We start from the raw sequence: 20,820 nt of genomic DNA, 5'->3' as shown, positions 1-20,820 counted from the left end.
ACGATACCAAAAAAGGACCTTCGACCTTTCCGCTCCGGGAACCTACACGACCTACAGGCTGGAGGTCACCAAGAACGACCTGAACGTGGAAATGACACAGATCGCCGAGATCGAACTGCTGGGGTGCGAGAATTCGACCTACCTTACAAGTCTTACAGCCAAAATTAACATACAAGTTAAAAATGAAAACAAAAGTGACTTAAAGGTTATTCCGAATCCTGTTGGCATCGATAGACATGTGAACATACTACTACCATCAGAACTTCATAGATCCACATTGGATGTACGGATTTATGATGTTACGGGCAAGATGGTTTATATCCGCACAATTAAGAATTCATTGAAATCTGATATTCTACCATTACAGCTGGATCAAAACCTACCACCAGGTATTTTTATATTAACCGTACTAAGAAAAAATGAAATTTACAATAAGAAAATTATTTTGGAATAAATCTTGATATTACTGAATACCTTTGGAAACAATTCAATCTGTATTCATTTTAAAAGTTGTATGTATTAAACAAAAAAGGCTTGCAGAAAGATTGAATTGATAACCTTTAATGAACAACCTACGCATTCCAGGGCATGGAAAGTCTTAGCAAAAGCTACAGTTTAAGTTTATTGAAAAAATCGAGGCAATTTTAACAAATTGAAATCGTTAAACTTACTAATTCAACCAATCACATAAAATGAAAAGCAAGCTAAAATCATTCCTCTATCACTTTTTGGCGAGTACCCTAGGAAATCTTTTAATAGTTCTTAGGCCTAAAAAAGCCAAAGAAATGTCGGCGAATAGAATTACATTGATTCATAAGAATAAAAAGAACATGTCAATTTCTGAAATCCTAATGAGGGCCGCTTTGGTAAAAAAACTTGAACCAATACAAGACTATAACACCATAGAGGTAAATAATAGGGATTTTTGGGTAAACAATACTGCAACAGAATTGTTTAAAGAGACAGAAGATGGTTTCGAAAAAGATTTTTTGCCAAACTGTACCTTCATTTTCAAGCTACTAAAAAAGCAGCTTGCAAAAACAGAAATGAAATTCCCTACAATTGTGGAAATTGGAACTGGCAACGGGGACGTTTTAAATTGGATGAGCATTGAATTTCCTGAAGTTGAAAGATTAATTGGATTGGATCTCAGTAAACACCAAATAGAAATGAACAGGGAAAAATTTGAAAAGAACAAAAAGCTTGAATTTATTGCTGCGGATGCCTTTGAATGGATTCCTAAACATTGTGAGAATAACACCATTTTTGTTTCTTCAAGAGGGGTTCTTGAGTATTTTTTGGAGCGTAGGCTACTTCAATTACTATCAAATATTGCCAAGTTAAAAAATATATATTTTGTGGCCATCGAACCCAATGGCGGGGACCATGATTTTGAACTTACCCCCAACTCCCAGTTATATGGTAATGAACCATCATTTTCCCATAATTACCCATTGCTGTTTAAAAATGCCGGTTTTCAAGTCTGGCATTTTTCCCAACAACCATGGCTAGGTGGTTTTGACAAACAAACATTTATAGGAGCAAAATGCTGATTATACTATTTTAACGTCAAAAAAAACAGCTTATCTAAATTTTGGGAACTTAGGTTATTTATTTCATACTTTTCATAAAAAAATTGAATATCCCCTTTTCAAAAGTATTTAAATTCAGAACTTTACGTATAATTCTGACTAAAATAATTAGATATTGAAGTCATACCCTTGGTTCATAAATTGCTTAATTGCCAGTCATATCTTAAAATCAAAGTAAATGAAAGGTCCAAATTCGCTTTATATTCTATTTGAAGAAATTGTTGGACAATATCCCAACGATATTTGTATCATTTTCGGTGAAGATAGACTTACCTATCTGGAAGCCAGCAAACAAATAATACAAATTTCAAACACTATAATAAAAGAGGCAGGTGAAGAAGCATTTATAGGAGTTCCCACAACTAGATGCACAGAAGAGATATTATTCGTTTTGGCAATTTTAAGGGCTGGAAAGGCTTATGTTCCAATTGATTTTAAATATCCTAAAAAAAGGCTTACAAGTATTATCAACAATTCTGGTCTTACCTTCTGTCTTACAACTGAGGTGGATAAAGAAGCCGTTGAAAAGGAAGGACTTGTCCCAATCAAAGTTCCCAAAAATATTGTAGGAGATACTTCCATAAATTATCAAAATTCTTATGATCTTCCAACTTATGTACTCTATACCTCAGGATCTACAGGTGAGCCAAAAGGAGTATGTATGGGTGAAAAAGCCATGATCAATTTGCTTAACTGGCAAAGGAAAAATTCAATATGCAATGAGGGAACCCGAACCTTACAATTTGCCCCGTTAAGTTTTGATGTCTCTTTTCAAGAAATTTTAGCCACCCTGACTACCGGTGGCACTTTGGTACTAATAACCGAAGACATGCGCCTTGATATGATGGCTCTTCTTGAACAAATTAATAGATATGAAGTAAATAGGCTTTTTCTTCCATTTGTTGCCTTACAGGCATTGGCGGAAACGGCAGTAAGCACTGGACTGTTTCCAAAATCCTTAAAAGAAATAATGACAGCTGGTGAGCAGTTAAAAATAACAGATCAAGTAAGAACCTTTTTTGCCAAATTGGATAATTGTTCACTTTATAACCAGTATGGCCCTACTGAATGCCATGTGGTAACCCAATTAAAGCTCGAGGGTAATCCTAATACTTGGGACCCACTCCCAAGCATTGGCAGTCCAATAGACAATACTTCCATTTATATTGTTGACGAAAATTTAAACCCTTTACCCAACGGAGGTTTGGGGGAGCTTTGTATTGCCGGGGACTGTTTAGCGCAAGGTTATTTGAACAACCAACAACTAACGGAAGAAAAATTCGTTTCTTGGAACTCGCCCAACGGTGAAGAAATAAGGTTATACAGAACTGGTGATATCGCAAAGTATTTACCGGACGGAAATATAGAATTCCAGGGCAGAAAAGATGATCAAGTTAAAATTAGTGGTCACCGAATAGAACTTGCAGAGGTAGAAATTGCCTTGAATACAATTTCCGGAGTATTGCAAACAGTGGTAGTTGCATCCGATCATTTGGCTGGGCAAACACAATTAGTAGCCTACCTTCAACCACAGAAGGAAGCCTTGGATGTTAATGAAATTCGTCAAAAGGTGACCACACTGCTTCCAGAGTATATGCATCCTTCCCATTATGTTGTGGTGGATAATTTTGCCAAAACCAGTAGCGGCAAAATTGACAAAAGGAGTTTGCCTAAACCACAATATTCAAGACCGAACTCTGCCCCACCCTACAAAAAGCCAAGTTCAAAATTGGAAAAACAACTGGCCTCTATCTGGGAAAGTTTATTGAATGTTCCCAAAATTGGTATCGATGATAATTTCTTTGAATTGGGAGGCACCTCGTTACTTGCCCAAAAATTAGTGGCACAATTGTTAAAGGAACATAACTTACGATTACCGGTAACAAAGCTCTACCAATTTCCGACCATCGCAAATATTTCCGATTATCTGGAACCAAAAAATAAGAATGTTAAAATGGCTTTTGCCAAACAATCCAAAAAGAAAAATGATTCCCGAGATATAGCCATAATCGGTATGGCTGGAAGATTCCCTGGCGCAAAATCGGTAGATGAACTATGGAAAATATTAAGGGAGGGAAAAGAAACTATTTCCCATTTCACAAAAGAGGAATTGGATAGCTCCATTCCGGAAAAGATAAAGAACGACCCTCTTTATGTAGGTTCTAGGGGTATTTTGCCCAGTGCAAAGGAATTTGATGCTTTATTTTTTGGACTTAATCCAAAAGTTGCCTCCGCCATGGACCCACAACAACGCATCTTAATGGAAATATCTTGGGAGGTTTTGGAGCAAACAGGTTATCTACCTGATCATCATGAGGGTACGGTAGGAGTTTATGCGGGCTGTGGTCATAATACCTACTATACACATAATGTAATGCCCAACAAAGAGCTTATAGAGCAAGTCGGCGAATTTCAGGCTAGTACCGTAAATGAAAAAGATTATATTGCCACCAGAATAGCCTATCATTTAAATCTTAAGGGACCTGCAATTAGTATACATTCCGCCTGTTCTACTTCACTTCTTGCCATTGCCGAAGCTACCGAAGCACTTAGAAATGGTCAATGTGATATAGCCATCGCTGGTGCGGCCAGTGTTACATCACCCATGAACAGCGGACATTTATATCAAGAAGGATCTATTAAAACACCCGATGGTCATTGTAGACCTTTTGATGCCAATGCCAAAGGAACCGTATTTAGTGATGGTGCTGGAGTCGTACTTTTAAAGCGTTTAGATCAGGCCAAAAAGGATGGGGATTATGTTTATGGAGTAATAAAAGGTGTTGGCATCAATAATGATGGTGGCGATAAGGGAAGTTTTACGGCTCCCAGTGCCGAAGGCCAGGCCAATGCAATTATGAGAGCACATTTTGATGCGGGCGTCGACCCAAGTGAAATCAGTTACATTGAAGCCCATGGAACGGCAACGCCAGTAGGTGACCCAATAGAAATTGAAGGCCTTGAAATAGCCTTTGGGGAACAGTCCGAAAAAAACTTTTGCGCGATTGGATCTATCAAAAGTAACATGGGCCACTTAACCTCTGCGGCGGGTGTGGCCGGGGTTATAAAAACATTATTGGCTTTTAAACATGAGGAAATTCCTGCCTCATTGGGCTTTTCAAGTCCAAACCCATTAATTGATTTTGAAAACAATGCGTTCTTTGTAAATTCCGAATTACGAAAATGGGAGTCAAAAGCACCTAGAAAAGCAGGTGTTAGCTCCTTTGGGGTTGGTGGAACCAATGTACATGTTGTTTTAGAGGAGTATAAGAATAAGGAAAGACCTAAGTCAAAAGGTAGGCCCGTTGAAATTCTTATCTGGTCCGCAAAATCAAAAAATAGTTTAGCGTCGTATCAAAAAGATTTAGGCGAGCACTTAGTTTCGAACAAAGATATTCCACTGTTGGATACAGCATATTCACTTACTGCTACGCGTAAAGCTTTTAATCATCGAAGCTTTTTGGTGACCGATGGTAGTCCAAAGGCAAAAGAACTTCTTCTAAGCGAAGGTTCCAAGGGAATAAAAAGTAATATTTTAAGATCCGTAACAGATGAACTAGGATTTTTATTTCCTGGACAAGGCTCGCAGTATTTGAATATGGGTAAAGCTTTATATGAAAACGAGGGCGTTTTTAGAAAAGCTGTAGATTATTGTGCAGAAGAAATTAAAGAGTTGCTTCATTTGGATATCAGGGATATCATATTCCCGGGTTTAATTACTCCTGAAGCAGAAGAAAAATTGAAAGATACCCAATACACCCAACCTGCTTTGTTCATTATAGAGTATGCGCTGGCACAACTCTGGCAAAGTTGGTCGATAAAACCAACCTTTGTATGTGGCCATAGTATTGGAGAATTTGTAGCGGCTCATTTGGCCGGAGTATTTTCACTTCCTGATGCCCTTAGACTTATTACACTTAGGGGTAAATTAGTTAGTGGCCTCCCTGGAGGAAGTATGCTTTCCATAAGAACAGCGGCAGAAGAAATTATGCCCTTATTGACAGATGATTTGTCCATGGCTGCCATAAATTCCGATAACTTATGCGTTGTATCGGGTCCAGATGAGGCCATCGAACGTTTTAGTAAAAAATTGAAGGAGGAAGGTATAGCCAATATGCTATTGGCAACTAGTCATGCGTTTCATTCGGCCATGATGAATCCTATATTGGATACTTTTGAAAAAGAAGTTCAAAAAATGGAATTGAATGCCCCTAGAATTCCTATCATATCCACAGCAACGGGAAAATGGATGAGCAAGGAAGAGGCAACAAATCCAACATATTGGACCAATCATTTGCGGGATGCCGTTAAATTCTCACAGGCGCTGGATACCATAATAGAACTTGATGAAAACACAGTACTTTTGGAAGTGGGACCGGGAAGATCTCTATCTACATTGGCACGACAGAAAAAAGCAGGCAAAAGCATCACTCCCATTTCCTCTTTAACAGCTCCAAAAGATCAGGAAGATTCGTATCACACAATACTTACCGCTCTTGGAGAGCTTTGGATCAATGGACACGAACCTGATTGGAACCTATTTTACAAAGAACATGACCAACATAAGATCTGTTTACCATCTTACAGTTTTGACCGAAAACCTTGCTGGGTGGAAACACCTCAAATAGAGCAACAACAAGAAAACTTTCATTTCACTAATAACACTCCGCCTACATATGATAGAGTGGATATCCCAATAAATATTAAAACTTTCCATGAAAGTGGAACAAATGAAATCCCTAGTATTATGAGAAAAGACATAATCCTTCAAAAAATTTCTGAAATTATTTCCAATATATCTGGAATAGAGTTGGAACAGGAAGATAACCAGTATAACTTTTTAGAACTTGGATTGGACTCACTGGTACTAACACAAATGGCTACTACATGCAAAAAAGAATTTGAAACGGATATTACTTTTCGTCAATTAAATGACGAATTGAATTCACCACAACTTCTTGCAGCGTATCTAGATACCAAATTGCCTAAAGACCGATTTGCTCCGGAAATCACTCCCCCACAAGGGGAAGTAAAGGCGTCAAATACTATTCATCAGAACCATCAGTCAAATGTTCCAACATATACACCGCCTGCCATTAATCAAAATTACTCGACTGGAAACACCAACAATTCGGCCCTTGGATTAATTGCACAACAACTTCAATTATTAGGCCAGCAAATTGACCTTATCCAAAATAACGGGCAAGTACCAATTTCCAATGTGACGGATTCACATAAAATGCAGGCACCAATGGCTGCCAAATCTACTAGTTCCAATAAAAAAGAGAATATTTCCGCTCCTGGGAATACTAATAGTAATGAAGACGACCTTACAGAAGAGGAAAAAAAGGAATTGAAGAAACCTTTTGGAGCATCCCCCCGTATAGAAAAGCAATCTGCGGGAGTGAACATGGAGCAGGAAATTTATTTAAAGAAATTAACCGAACGCTATAATAAAAAAACGGCTTCCAGTAAGGCATATGCCCAACAACATCGACCCTATATGTCCGATCCAAGGGTAGTTACTGGATTTAAACCAACTACCAAGGAGATGGTATATCCATTAGTAGTTGAAAAGTCATCCGGTAATAGATTATGGGACATAGATGGCAACCAATATATAGATGCCCTAAATGGTTTTGGATCTTGTATGTTTGGACACCAACCAGACTTCATTAAAAAGGTACTACATGAACAAATTGAATTGGGATATGAGGTGGGTCCACAACATCCACTAGCAGGTGAGGTTTGCGAACTTCTCTGTGAATTTACTGGTCAGGATAGGGCCGCCCTCTGTAATACTGGGTCGGAAGCAGTTCTTGGCGCAATTAGAATCGCTAGAACGGTAACTGGACGATCATTGATTGTATCGTTTAGCGGGGCCTACCATGGTATTAATGATGAGGCCTTGGTTAGAGGTTCCAAAAAACTGAAAACGTTTCCGGCAGCTGCAGGTATACTAGCTGATTCCGTACAAAATGTATTGGTTTTGGAATACGGTACTCCCGAAAGCCTTCAAATCATCAAAGAAAGGGCTCACGAATTGGCAGCCGTAGTAGTGGAACCCGTGCAAAGTAGAAGACCGGAATTCAGACCTGTTGAATTTCTTAAGGAAGTTAGAAAGATTACTGAGCAATCTGAATCCGTACTTATTTTTGACGAAGTGATCACGGGATTCAGAATGCACCCAGGAGGTGCCCAAGCCCTGTTCGGAATAAAGGCGGATCTTGGAACCTATGGAAAAGTTATAGGGGGTGGTATTTCTATTGGAGCTATCATAGGGAAAAGAAAATACATGGATGCCCTTGACGGAGGTCATTGGCAATATGGGGACAACTCCTATCCGGAGATTGGGGTAACATACTTCGCTGGTACATTTGTTCGACATCCTTTAGCACTTGCTGCTGCTAAGGCCTCCCTACTTCATATGAAAGAAAAAGGCAATACACTTCAAGAAGGGCTCAATAAAATGACCGAAAGTTTTGTCAAAGAAGTTAACCAAGAATTCGAAAAACGGTCCCTACCTATTGAAATTATGTATTTCGGGTCTTTATGGCGACTTAAGTTTTTGGAAGACATACCCTACTCCGACCTTCTATTTGTTTTAATGAGGGAAAAAGGTATTCATATTTGGGATGGCTTTCCTTGTTTTATGACCAGTGCCTTTGTAAAGGAAGATATCCAAAAAATTAAGGATGCCTTTGTTGAAAGTGTGGACGAATTAATCTCTATTGGAATATTTAGAGGTATTGAGCCTAAAGAAAAGAACGTTATGCAAGAGAATGTAAATTCGGTGAACATCGATAAAACAGACATTCAATCCCTTAATACTCCACCCGTACAGGGAGCTAAACTAGGTCTTGATGATTCTGGGAATCCGGCTTGGTTTGTACCTGATGCAAAAAAGGAAGGGGCCTTTGTTAAAATTGATTTTTAAGAATTGAAAAATTACAAAAACAACTATTGAATTCCCTTTAATTTCTCATTAACCAATCAGGAATGCAAAATACCGTTGATTACAATCCTTTTAAGGGTCCTGCTATACAAAGAGTAATTCCAATGATTCAGGCCCAAGCAGAGATTTGGATTGCTTGCAAGCTTGGCGGTGACGATGCCAATAGGGCCTATAATGAATCAGTTTCATTATTAATCGAAGGGTCACTCGACACAAATGCCCTGCATCAGGCCATTGAAAAAATGACCGAAAGGCACGAGGCACTTAGAGCCACTTTTAGTCCGGACGGTCGTTTTATGACGGTTTTCGAATCGATTAAAATAGAGATTACCGAAAAGGATTTTTCCAATCTTGACCCCGAAGAAAGACAAAAGAGAATTAAGGATTACCTGACCGCCGATGCCCAACATGTATTTGATTTAATTAAAGGTCCATTACTAAAAATTGGTTTGTTAAAACTCTCCGATAATCAACATCAATTAGTTATAACGGGTCATCATATTGTATGTGATGGATGGTCCATGGGAATTATTTTAGAAGAGTTGAGCGCCCAATACAATGCCATTAAAAATGGAACTTTAGCGCAAATATCCGAACCTGCAACCTTTAGTTCTTATGCGGAAGAGGAACAAAAGTTCTTGAGGAGTGGAAAATTCGAGGAAACGGAAAGATATTGGCTTGAGCAATATAAAGGTAATGTCCCCACGGTTACTATGCCAACGGATTATCCTAGACCTCAAATAAGAACCTATACAAGTAATCGATTAGATTTCCCTATACCAAGTGATTTGGTAAGCAAACTGAAACAAGTTGGGATTAAGTCAGGGGCCAGTTTAGTGGTTACCTTAATGGCAAGTTTCGAGGTTTTTCTTAATCGACTTACGGGACAGAATGACTTGGTATTGGGATTACCAGCCGCTGGTCAATCACTTCACAATAATACCCATCTCATTGGCCACTGCGTGAATTTGTTGCCTTTGCGCACGAACATTGATAAGAATACACCTTTCAATGAATATCTAAAAGCTAGAAAAAATAAGATTTTTGATGCCTACGAACATCAACAGTTCAGTTTTGGACAGCTACTTCAAAAACTGGCTATTGCCCGGGACCCATCAAGGGTTCCATTGGTACCTGTTGCCTTTAACATCGATATGGGAATGGACAGTGCGGTTAAATTTGATGGTTTAACCCATGAATTGAAAAGTAATCCTAGAGCTTTTGAGGCATTTGAACTTTTTTTAAATGCTACGGGGTCCGAAGGTGCCCTTATCCTGGAATGGTCCTACAATAATTCGCTTTTCAGTGCATCTAGTATTGAAGAAATGATGATTTCGTTTACGGAAGTCCTAGAGAGTATTGTTGATAACCCAACAAATCCCATAGGTGATATTATCAAGACTGATGTTTCTGCCTATGCGGAATTGAACAATACCCAAGCAACTTATCCCAAAATAGCCTTACCGGATCTTTTTTCAATAAAGGCCGAAAAAGTTGCTTTAAAAACCGCCGTTACCTTTCAAGGTGAGCATATCACATATGGTGAATTAAACAATCAAATTCATCAAATGGCAAATTACCTTAAGGACCAAGGTGTTAAAAAAGGAGATTTTGTAGGGGTGGCGCTACAAAGATCCATAGAAATGGTTTCATTTCTTTTTGCCATTATGAAATGTGGAGCAGCTTATGTACCCTTAGACCCAAACTACCCTTCCAAGAGATTGGAATATATGCTGGAAGACTCCGAAGCTACATTTCTCATTACCTCAAAAAGTTTTACAGCATCCCCTTCGTCCAATTCAAAAATTCTTTATAGCGAGGACATTTTACCTAAATTACCTTCGATGGAGGTATCTTGGTCAGGCGAGCCTATAGATGTTAATGGTTTGGCCTATTTATTATATACTTCTGGCTCTACGGGAAAACCTAAAGGAGTTCAGGTTACCCATAAAAACTTGGTCAATCTATTACAAAGTGTTTTAAATGAACCTGGTATTCAAGAATCGGACATATTTCTATCCATAACAACTATTTCCTTTGATATTGCCGGTGCGGAACTGTATGCCCCCTTACTTGCAGGAGCACAATTGTTATTGGCCGATGATGCTGCTGTAAAGGATACTCGATTATTGTTAGACATTCTCAAAAAAGAAAAGGTGAGCATGATGCAGGCAACACCGGCAACCTGGCAAATGTTGCTGGATGCTGGATGGAAAGAACCTTTACCTATTAGAGCTATTTCCACGGGTGAAGCCCTGCCAATTTCATTGTTCAAGAAAATAATCGATAAAGTTGACGAACTTTGGAATTTATACGGTCCAACGGAGACCACCATCTGGTCGACGGTGAAAAAACTGAACCAGACGGACGAATTTGTTACTATTGGCCGTCCATTGGCCAATACACAGTGCTATTTAATCGATGAACGTGGTTCTTTGGTAGAACCTGGTAAGGTAGGGGAACTATGTATTGCAGGAGATGGTGTTTCTAATGGATATTTAAAACGTCCTGAGCTCACTGCTGAAAAATTTAATGAAAATCCCTTTAATCACCATTTAGGTCCAATTCTTTACAAAACTGGGGATTTGGCAAAAATTACAGTAGATGGGGATTTACAATGTTTGGGTCGGATAGACCAACAAGTAAAAATAAGAGGACATCGCATAGAACTAGGTGAAATTGAAGACGCTTTGGATTCTATAGATGGAATTGATGCCTCGGTGGTACTTCTCAACTACGATAGATTAATTGCCTATATTATAAGCCCTGAAACCCTAAAAAATCAAACTTCTCAATGGAAAGATATTCTTAGGACCCAATTGCCCCTCTACATGGTCCCTCAGGAATATATCTTTCTAAATGAATTTCCTAAAACCCTTAATGGCAAAATTGATAGAAAGGCCCTACAGGGATTGGAAAATAAAATAGAAAATGATTTTACCCATACACGACCAAACACGAAATCCGAAGAAATCATTGCTAAAATATGGGAAGAATGCCTAAATATAGACAACCTTGACGTTAATAGTGATTTTTTTGAATTGGGCGGTCACTCACTTGTGGCAGTTCGCGTAATGACAAAAATAGAGGATTCCACTGGAAACAGATTGCCTCTTGTAGCCCTCTTAAAACATCCGACGGTTAAAAAATTGGCAGCTTACATGGACAAAGAGTTCATAACGTGGGATTGCTTGGTGCCCCTTAAACCTGAAGGTACCAAACCACCTTTGTATATAGTTCATGGCGCTCATCATAATGTATTGATATTCAATGAACTTGCCCAGGCATTGGGGAAAGACCAACCCGTTTATGGACTTCAAGCCCGAGGATTGGACGGTGTTGAGGAGCCTCATGATTCCATGCATGATATGGCAAGAGACTATCTTAAGGAAATCATGGTAACGAATCCAAATGGTCCTTTTTGCTTGGCAGGTTTTTCGCTAGGTGGAACGATAGCCTTTGAAATGGCGAGACAGTTAAGGGAACAGGGTAAACAGGTTAAAATCGTTGCAGAATTTGATACCTATGTATTTCCTGATTATTATTTTGAAAGTCCTATAAAGAAAAAAATGGTAAGAACAGGATATACTTTGCTCAAGATTGGTCATGTTCTCATTAATATGGTGAGAAGCAAAAAGAATTTTAAATGGCGAATAGGATTGTTTAAGCAACATTTCAAGGGAATCTTTCTAAGGCTGAAATATGGCAAGGAAAAACAACATGAAATGCAGCACCACCGTTCCTTGAAAATGGAAAAAAATCACATCAATGCGACAGATACCTATACAATTAAACCTCAGGACATCGTAATTGATCTATTCAAAGCTGAAGAAGAAATTAACCTAGTACACGATAAAAAGTACTTGGGATGGAAGAACATTGCTACAAAAGGAGTAAGAAGGCATATGGTTCTTGGAAACCACATCGATATGTTCGATAAGGAAAAAGTACACATATTTGCTGAAAAATTGCAACATGCCTTGGATAACTATAATGTAGATAGTTTTGAATAATCTGTACTGTGGTAGCATTAAGATAAATTCAACTATAGTTGAACCTAAAAACTCCAATCTGAATTATACATTGGGTTTTAAGATTTTTAAAATCCCTATAGCGGACTATGTAGATGTTATTACACATCTTATTGACAACTTGAATACTGATGAAAAACTTCGATCTGAACAATATCATTTTGAAGCTGACCGAAATAGGTTCATTATTTCCAGGTCTTTTCTAAGAATACTACTGGCAGAAGAAATCGGTGTAAATGCACTAGAGATCAAAATTGAAAAAGATTCTTTTGAAAAACCCTTTCTACCCTCCCATCCTAACACCTATTTTAATGTTTCACATTCAGGGGATTTCGCATTAATTATCCTAGGGAGTAAAATGGTTGGAATCGATGTTGAAAAAATGGTCCTTAACCAAGACTTTTCAGATATCATTCCTAGCGTTTTTTGTACAAAGGAAATAAACGAATTACAAGACAGTTTAGATAAAACAAGAACATTTTACAAATTTTGGACACGGAAAGAAGCTATTTTAAAGGCCATTGGCAAAGGGATAAGCGAGGAATTAATAAGGCTCTGCGTTACGGATGCTTACCATAATATTCAGGAGGATATCCTGCCCAAAACTACAAAGCTCTTTACGCTTAGTTTTGAAGTTGACGAAAAACACATTGGTGCATTGTGCTGTGAAGGCGATTACCATAAATCAGCTGGTCCAATATATTTTAGTCCATTGCCTGAATTTTAATTTCGGGTATTCTTCAGATTTTCTGAATTTGAATTCCCGTGAAGTTTAAAATCATTTCGTGTCCAATTTTGACTCGACTTTCTTAAAAAATTTCAACATACCCCCTATCAGAGGATTTGAAATAATTCTAGAAGTTGTTTTTGAACCTATAAGAAGCTTCAATTTTCTTCTAAATTTTGAAAATCCAGGAAGCCATGAACTGTTAAAGTGATGTATGGCGTAGGTATTCTTAGAACTATGAATGGTACCAGTTTCAACATCCTTCGGACTAAAATATTCACAGGGAAATAAGAAAAACTTGCTTTCATCTTTTATAAGCTCTTCCACCCCTTTAATTTGGACAGGGCTCATTTCCACCAATTCCTTTTCCTTTTGTAGTTGTTTTTTTAGGATTGACGGTAATATGGTAATATCATATTTTCCATCTTCTTTCACAAAAGACCTACCATCATAATGCTTCAAACATAATTTCAACCAATCCGAATTTCTTTCAGCACCGAAAACGGCTGCTTCAATGATATTAGCGTGTTCCAATCCTGCAAAATAAGGTAGATGCAAAAGATCGTCAAACTTTTTTAATACCTGTACATCCGTATCCAAATAAATACCACCATATTTTTGAACGGCATAAAGTCTCACAATATCTGAGGCAAAGGCATATTTCTTCTTTTCAAATGCTTCTTTGGCAAAAGGCCATTGGTTCAAATCAAAACGGTTGGTGTCCCATAACATGAATTCATAATCTGGTAACATGGCTTTCCATGATGCTAAATTCCTTTTTATGTCTTGAGGAAACTCTTCTCCACTTAACCAACAGTAATGTATAATTTTAGGTATCATTCTGGATGTAAAATTGATGCTATTAAATAATATCGAAAATACCTCTTATTAGGTTTAAAAGGTAATTAAAACGTTCAAAATTGGATTAATCAAGATGAGCATCTTTAATTAAGTCATTTACTCCTAATATCCTATACGTGTCATAATAAACAAACTGAGGACTACATTGTAAAAAAATAAAAAGGCCACATTATTAAAATGTGGCCTTCTAATCCAAGATACTTACAATCTTAGTTAATAATCAATCTTTTGGAAACAGGTTCATTATTTGCGAACATTACGGTTACCACATAAACTTCGTTCCTATAAGTATTTGTAGGTAGGCGTAACACAGTCCCCTCCAACACTTCATCTACCATGAATTGCCTAATCAACCTACCTGACATATCATGTATCATAACACCCAGAATTTGATCCTGATCAAAATTCTCGCTCATTACTACATCTACGAAATCCGTAGTTGGGTTTGGTGTGAGTACAAATTCGAAATCTGGCTCTGCCTGGGTCTCGTTTTCATCGTTAACGATAATCGTGATTTCGTCTGTTGATTGCAGACCATCGCCATCCGTTACGGTGAGTGTTACAACATACTCCCCTATATCAGTGAAAATGTGAACTGGATTGGGCTCTGCCGAAGTATTTCCATCACCAAAATCCCAGTTGTAAGATACAATACCAACATCATCCGTACTTTGGTCTCCTGTAAAGGTAACTTCTAATGGTACAGGACCTTCTTCCAAGTCAGCACCAATAACTGCAACAGGTGTTCCTAAGCCATTGACCGTAATATTAATGGAAGCCGAATCTGTAAGCCCTTCTGCATCAGTAACTAAAAGCATCGCCGTATAGATACCTTCATTAGAATAGGTATGCGTAGGATTCACTTCTGTAGAAGAAGTACCATCCCCAAAATCCCAGCTATAGGTTTCAATACCCGTATCATCCGTACTTTGGTCACCTGTGAAGGAAACTTCCAATGGCGCTTCCCCGTTACTTATATTTGACGTAGCTACTGCAACCGGAGCCATGTTGGCCGTCGTGTTAACCGTTATTGTTATTGAATCTGTATCTTCTTGCCCATTGGCATCTGCTACTGTCAAGATAACTACGTACGTTCCTTCACTAGCAAATATATGTGTAGGGTTCATTTCTGAGGCGGTTGAACCATCTCCAAAATCCCAGGAATAGAGAACTATACCTTGATCATCCGCGCTTTGTTCCCCATTAAAGGTAACTTCCAATGGTGCTGGCCCTTCTGAAATATCAGAAGTAGCTATAGCTATGGGAGCACCATTAGGATCACTCACGATTATGGTGATAGTATCTGTGTCCTCTAAACCTCCATCATCAGTAACTGTCAAGGTTACAGTATAAACATCAGCGGTGGAAAAAGTATGCTCTGGATTTGGAAGATTGGAAAAGGTACCATCACCAAAGTCCCAACTATAGGTAACAATACCAATATCATCTGTACTTTGGTCTCCTGTAAAGGTTACGTCCAAAGGAGTCGTTCCTTCCGTAATGTTAGCGGAAGCAACGGCAACGGGAGCACCATTTTCATTTACGACGATTTCTAGAGTCGTTGTATCCTGTAATCCTGCATCATCAGTGACTGTCAAGGTCACAGTATAGGTTCCTGGTGAACCGAAAGTTTGAACAGGGTTTGCCACTGTTGAAGCTCCACTGTTACCAAAATCCCAATCATAAGAAATAACAGCTACATCGTCCGTAGATTGATCACCGGTAAAAGTAACTTCCAAGGGAGCATTTCCTTCTAAAACATCTGCAGAAGCAACTGCCGTTGGGCCAGCATTCACGTTTATGGTGATAATCTCACTGTCATCCGTATAACCATCTCCATCTGTAACTGTCAAGATTACCTCAAACGTGCCACCATCTTCAAAGGTATAAGAAGGGTTTTGTTCCGTGGAGGTATCACCATTTCCAAAATTCCATAGATAATCTACGATATCAATTTTGTCATCCGTGGAAGCACTACCATTAAATTGAACAGTTAAAGGTTCGTTACCTGCTATGATATCCGAACTTGCAATAGCTTCCGGAGGGTAACCAGTTGGAAGAAATTCCCACTTAAAATAATCACTGCCATCATCTTCATTTACAGTTATATTACTGTCAGTAGGACCGGCCGTCATATAATAATCGTTACCTGGGTTAATGACACTCTTTATACGGAAAGTTCCATTACCTGCTCCTTCTATATCCCACTCTTGTGAAACATTGTTAGTACCCGTATAAGTATACATCCAAATATTTGCTCCGGCATCTGGATTTCCGTTTTGGACATCCATAACAAAGTTACCGTCAATGGCCTTTATACTAAAATACCCCGTTTCCTCCAAGATCAGCTCAAAATGCTGATAGCTTTCGTTCCCATAGGCACCCGTTACCGCATTGGTAGTACTGGCCACAGTTCCATTCGCAGGCATTGCACTTTCTGTATTTCCGACGTTACGAAGTCTATAAATACCTGGTGCTGGAGGTCCATTTTCTCCTCCATCATTATCATAACTAATACCGGAAACCGTATCCCCGATACCAGAATCATACTTAGGGTCAATAAATGGCGCAACCACAACCACTTCCACAACAAAATCCTGAGCTCCGTCTTGATCCATATCGTCAATACTTGTAACGGTTACCGTTTGAGGTACATTCCAAGTATTGGCATCAAAAATTAGCTGGTCCAAATCCAAACTTATTTCACCAATCCCTTCTATAACTTGCAGGCCAATATTGACCGGTGCTGTAGGTGCTTCTTTAAGAACTATGGTAAAGGTATCCGTGTCACCATCCTCTTCTGTAAGTAGTATGTCTTCACTTACGGTAATACCTGGACCTATTTCATCAAAAACCCACTTGAAATTATCGCTTCCATTGTCTACATCTACTAGGATGTTTCCATTCGCGTCTATGGTTAAATAGTGTCCGCCTAACTCACTAATAATTTGGTACGTGCCATTACCGCCATCCTGTATGGTCCAAAGTTGGGGTGTAGAACCATCGTAAGTATACTGCCATACATTTGTCCCGGGGTTTGAATTACCCAACTCAACATCCATTACTTTTCCGCTATGTACTGCCTCAAGTGAATAAAGGCCATTTTCACGATAAACCAAGTCAAATTGTTGGTGCTCATCACCTTGGTACAGGCCTTGTTCTATATTTACGCTATTAGCAGTACCTGCATTAAGAACTTGGGCGGAAAGGCCACTAGCTACATTTACAATTCTATAAATGCCGGGGGTTGGAGGAGCACCTGCCCCACCATCATTATCTTCATTAATACCCGCTATAGTCTCAACAAAGCCAGCGTAGTCAACATCGCTAAGGGAAACATCCACCGATATTTGCACACTATACTCTTGATCCCCATCTACAAATGTGTCATTTACCCCGGTTACCGTTACGGTTTGTGGAGTATTCCAATTAATAGCGGTAAAAGTAAGTTCTGTTACAGAGACTGTAACCTCATCCGCAGCACCAGTAACCGAAACTTGCAAGGTTACGTCACTTGTCGGTGCAGACTTAAGCGTAACCTCAATATCTTCTGTCGTTTCATCTTCAGAAGTAACCACTGTATTGGTTTGAACAGCAATTCCTCTAATAACAGGTACACTTGTGGGTAAAAATTCCCACCTAAAAATATCACTGTTTTGGTCATTGGTTCCTACAACCACATTCCCATTTGGCTCAACACCAAGATAATTTCCATATGCCTTAGAGATTATATTAAACGTATCATCCCCTGCATCTATGACTTCCCATTTTTGCGCATCTGATGCGTTTCCTGTATATTGCCAGACATTCACCCCAATATTTGGACCAAAGCCCGCTACATCCAGGAATTTACCGCTACTCTCTGCCTGAAAATAGTAATATCCCAATTCTGGGGAACCCTCAAAAGCCCAGTGTTGGTAATCTAGACCTTCATAGCCTTCTTGTTGCACATTTACACCATCATCGGTACTAGCATCAGCTAACTGCAATGTTGCCTTGGTGGCATAGTTTACCAAACGATAGGTACCATCTGCTGGTGGAGTTGCAAGCGGCTGTAACTGATTAATCCATGCTTCCAATAATGCTACACCTTCCGTGTCTACAATCCCTTTTGCCAAAGGTGGCATTTTTATCCCCGGGTCAAGACTATTTGCTCTATGGTACAATTGAGATTTTGATGCATCTCCGGGATATACAATTTGTTGATCCGGCCCTAACGCTGGAATATTTTGATTTATTCCGGCAGTTAAAAGTCCCGTTTGGGAAAGAGTATTGAAAAGTCTTAAATCGAAATCCGCCCTATTTCCTGTTGCTGGCTGATGGCAATATGCACAGTTATTATCCAAATAAGACCTTGCTTTTTCATCCAAGGAAGCATTTGGATCATTAATTGACTTATGGGTCAAATATCCAGGAGTATCGAAATCCGAAATAGGTTGATTCAAAATCCCCAATTCACTTAATGTAACCAATTGATTACCCACTGTACCTCCCTTATCCGCATAATCGAATTCTTTATTCAAGAATCGGGTTCTGGGGCCCAAAGTCCCCCCTAGAGCTGGACTGTGACAAGTCACACATTGTGTATTGGAGGGATAAAGCCAATTGACATTTCTTGTTCCTCCCCCCACTGTAGTTACTGGTATGGTTGCCGTATCTCCAACCGTCATATCCACTAAATCAGCATCACTTTCATCAGGTCTCCACTTATAGGTGAGAAAATAAAAATTTCCATCTGTTGATTTAATAGAAAAACGAGTCTCTATCTTACGCGTAACCGTAGGATCATTATCATCAATCGGATAATCAAAATGCTTTATAATTACTGAACCTATGGGGAAACCCCAATCACCATTTTCCGACCATTGAATTTGTTCCGCCGCGGTATTATGGGAGCCATCGTTAGGAATCGCCATCCACCTTGTCTTATAAGCTCCATCAGACCAGAAGGGATCAATCATTTCATATGGAATAAATCCATCTGCGACATCTAAGTTTTGAAGATTTGTAAAGGCACCGGTTGCGGACAGTGTCGCTGGTGCTGATGCTTGGGTAATAGAAGATCGCATCCTATATAAAGGAACATTATTTCCTAATCTTAAGAAATAGAGTTCCCCTTGTATATCCTGCCCAAATGAAATAACTTGAGTAGGGCCAAAGTTGCCCAATAGTTCCTTTTGACCATTACCTGTATCTATCTGCCATATGGTGTTCTGTGCATAATCAGCGGCGATATATTTACCGACCAATTCAGGCATATTTGCACCCCTATATACGTATCCCCCAATAATGGAACTAGCTTCACTCCTAACAAATTGGGTCAATGGAGGGGTATGTACATTGCTTAAGGGATTTAGTGCTGTTCCGCAAAAGTCACGTAAAGCATTTGCCTCATATTTTGGCCAACCGTAATTATTTCCAGCACCCACCACGTTGATTTCCTCATGGGTGTTTTCACCTACTTCACCTATATAAAAAGTACCTGTACCTCTATCCTTCGTCATACGGTGAGGGTTTCTGTGTCCAATCGAATAATACTCTTCAAATGTGGCACCTCCCGGGCTTGGGAAAGGATTGTCATTTGGAATGAAATATTCAATTCCAGAAAACTCATCTGCATCTCCGGCACCAGGAGAAGATAAGGTCCGTATAGGGGCATGACTTGTACCCCCCCCAATCATATCCACATCCAAACGAAGTACACCTCCGTCTAAATTTTCGTCTAATTCCTGTGCGTTGACATAGGCAGCTTGATCACCTGTGGATAAATATAAAAACCCATCATCGCCAAATTCCATCCCGCCACCCCTATGGGTAGTATTATACATTCTTCTATTGATCATGGTGACCCTTGAATTGGTTACAAAACCCATTGTAACCGGATCTACCTCAAAACGCTCCAATTTTAAGTAGTTTCCTGAAAAAGTCTCTACATTACATGAAAAACCCTGAGGTCCTCCAAGGGTAGGATTCGCCGAAGCGGTCGTGTAATAAATAAAGAAATAGTTCTTCCCTGGAGTGGTCCCAAATTCAGGGTGAATGGCCAAACCTAAGAATCCGCCATCCCAAACCTGACCTTCATTACGATCTCCAACTTCTGCGGAAAGATCAATGATTTGCTGCTTAACCGTAGTATTATCGGCAGATCCCATCCAAAATACCTTGCCATCCAATTGACCTACAACAATCTTAGCTTGGTTTGGCACCGGACTAAAAGTTATGGGAGAGTCAAAAGTTAGATTGGGAAAGGCAACCTCGTAAGGATCTGTAGAAGTTCCTGTTGGCGTGAATGCCGTATCCGTCCATGGATCAAAAGGTTCCGGATTTGTTAAACCAGGCCCAAAAAACATGGGCCCAAATCCAGTTAATATGGCCGCAAATCCAATAATACCTGATAAATAAAGGGAATTTTTTATTTTTTTTGAATTGTTACTGTAATTGTTTTTCATAGCGTTAAGTCAATAGTAAGTATATGAGACCACAAAAAAAGACATTGTTAAACCGTTTTAAGATAAATATCGTTAAATGACCCCATAAAAACGTTTAATTTCAACCGTGCAAATTTACGCCAAGAAGCGAATAAAAGGAAACCTTTAAGCTTATAAAAGAAGTAGTTATCAACAATATAATTAAAAGAATGACGTTATATAAAAC

General features: G+C 39.0%; 7 protein-coding genes. 5 read left to right on the top strand and 2 right to left on the bottom strand.

All coding sequences use genetic code 11. The annotated features are described in order from the left end of the window. The 5 genes from FEK29_RS16115 to FEK29_RS16095 all read left to right on the top strand — a co-directional run. Positions 1-454, top strand: a 454-nt coding sequence (locus FEK29_RS16115; RefSeq protein ID WP_138259469.1) for a T9SS type A sorting domain-containing protein, incomplete at its 5' end; no start/stop codon positions are given. Positions 455-692: 238 nt separating this feature from the next. Next, positions 693-1,553, top strand: a complete 861-nt coding sequence (locus tag FEK29_RS16110; protein WP_138259468.1) for a class I SAM-dependent methyltransferase — start codon at positions 693-695, stop codon at positions 1,551-1,553. Between the two features lie 217 nt (positions 1,554-1,770). After that, a complete protein-coding gene (locus tag FEK29_RS16105) occupies positions 1,771-8,529 on the top strand; it encodes a polyketide synthase (RefSeq protein ID WP_138259467.1) in 6,759 nt (2,252 codons plus the stop codon). A 62-nt stretch (positions 8,530-8,591) separates the two neighbouring features. Further along, a complete protein-coding gene (locus FEK29_RS16100; RefSeq protein WP_138259466.1) occupies positions 8,592-12,560 on the top strand; it encodes a non-ribosomal peptide synthetase in 3,969 nt (1,322 codons plus the stop codon). Continuing rightward, on the top strand, positions 12,553-13,305 hold the full coding sequence (locus tag FEK29_RS16095; RefSeq protein WP_138259465.1) for a 4'-phosphopantetheinyl transferase family protein: 753 nt from the start codon (positions 12,553-12,555) through the stop codon (positions 13,303-13,305). Before FEK29_RS16100 ends, FEK29_RS16095 begins: the two co-directional genes overlap by 8 nt. Positions 13,306-13,356: 51 nt before the next feature. On the opposite strand, the gene FEK29_RS16090 is transcribed toward FEK29_RS16095, so the two are convergent. Together FEK29_RS16090 and FEK29_RS16085 are read right to left on the bottom strand one after the other, a co-directional pair. Next, positions 13,357-14,163, bottom strand: coding sequence for a glycosyltransferase family 32 protein (locus FEK29_RS16090; protein ID WP_317129190.1), 807 nt, complete (start codon positions 14,161-14,163; stop codon positions 13,357-13,359). A gap of 212 nt (positions 14,164-14,375) precedes the next feature. After that, positions 14,376-20,615 carry a PKD domain-containing protein gene (locus tag FEK29_RS16085; protein ID WP_138259463.1) on the bottom strand — a complete coding sequence of 2,080 codons (6,240 nt, stop codon included), beginning with the start codon at positions 20,613-20,615 and terminating at the stop codon, positions 14,376-14,378. Positions 20,616-20,820: the final 205 nt, after the last annotated feature.

This window comes from Maribacter aurantiacus, from assembly GCF_005780245.1.
Classification (GTDB): domain Bacteria; phylum Bacteroidota; class Bacteroidia; order Flavobacteriales; family Flavobacteriaceae; genus Maribacter; species Maribacter flavus.
The sequence above is the reverse complement of the archived record's forward strand: the minus strand, read 5'-3'. Positions and strand labels throughout refer to the sequence as shown.

Bases quoted from the DNA above. Each gene is read 5' to 3' on its own strand.
- FEK29_RS16110 (WP_138259468.1), top strand. From the start codon at position 693: ATGAAAAGCAAGCTAAAATCATTCCTCTATCACTTTTTGGCGAGTACC.
- FEK29_RS16105 (WP_138259467.1), top strand. From the start codon at position 1,771: ATGAAAGGTCCAAATTCGCTTTATATTCTATTTGAAGAAATTGTTGGA.
- FEK29_RS16100 (WP_138259466.1), top strand. From the start codon at position 8,592: ATGCAAAATACCGTTGATTACAATCCTTTTAAGGGTCCTGCTATACAA.
- FEK29_RS16085 (WP_138259463.1), bottom strand. From the start codon at position 20,615: ATGAAAAACAATTACAGTAACAATTCAAAAAAAATAAAAAATTCCCTT.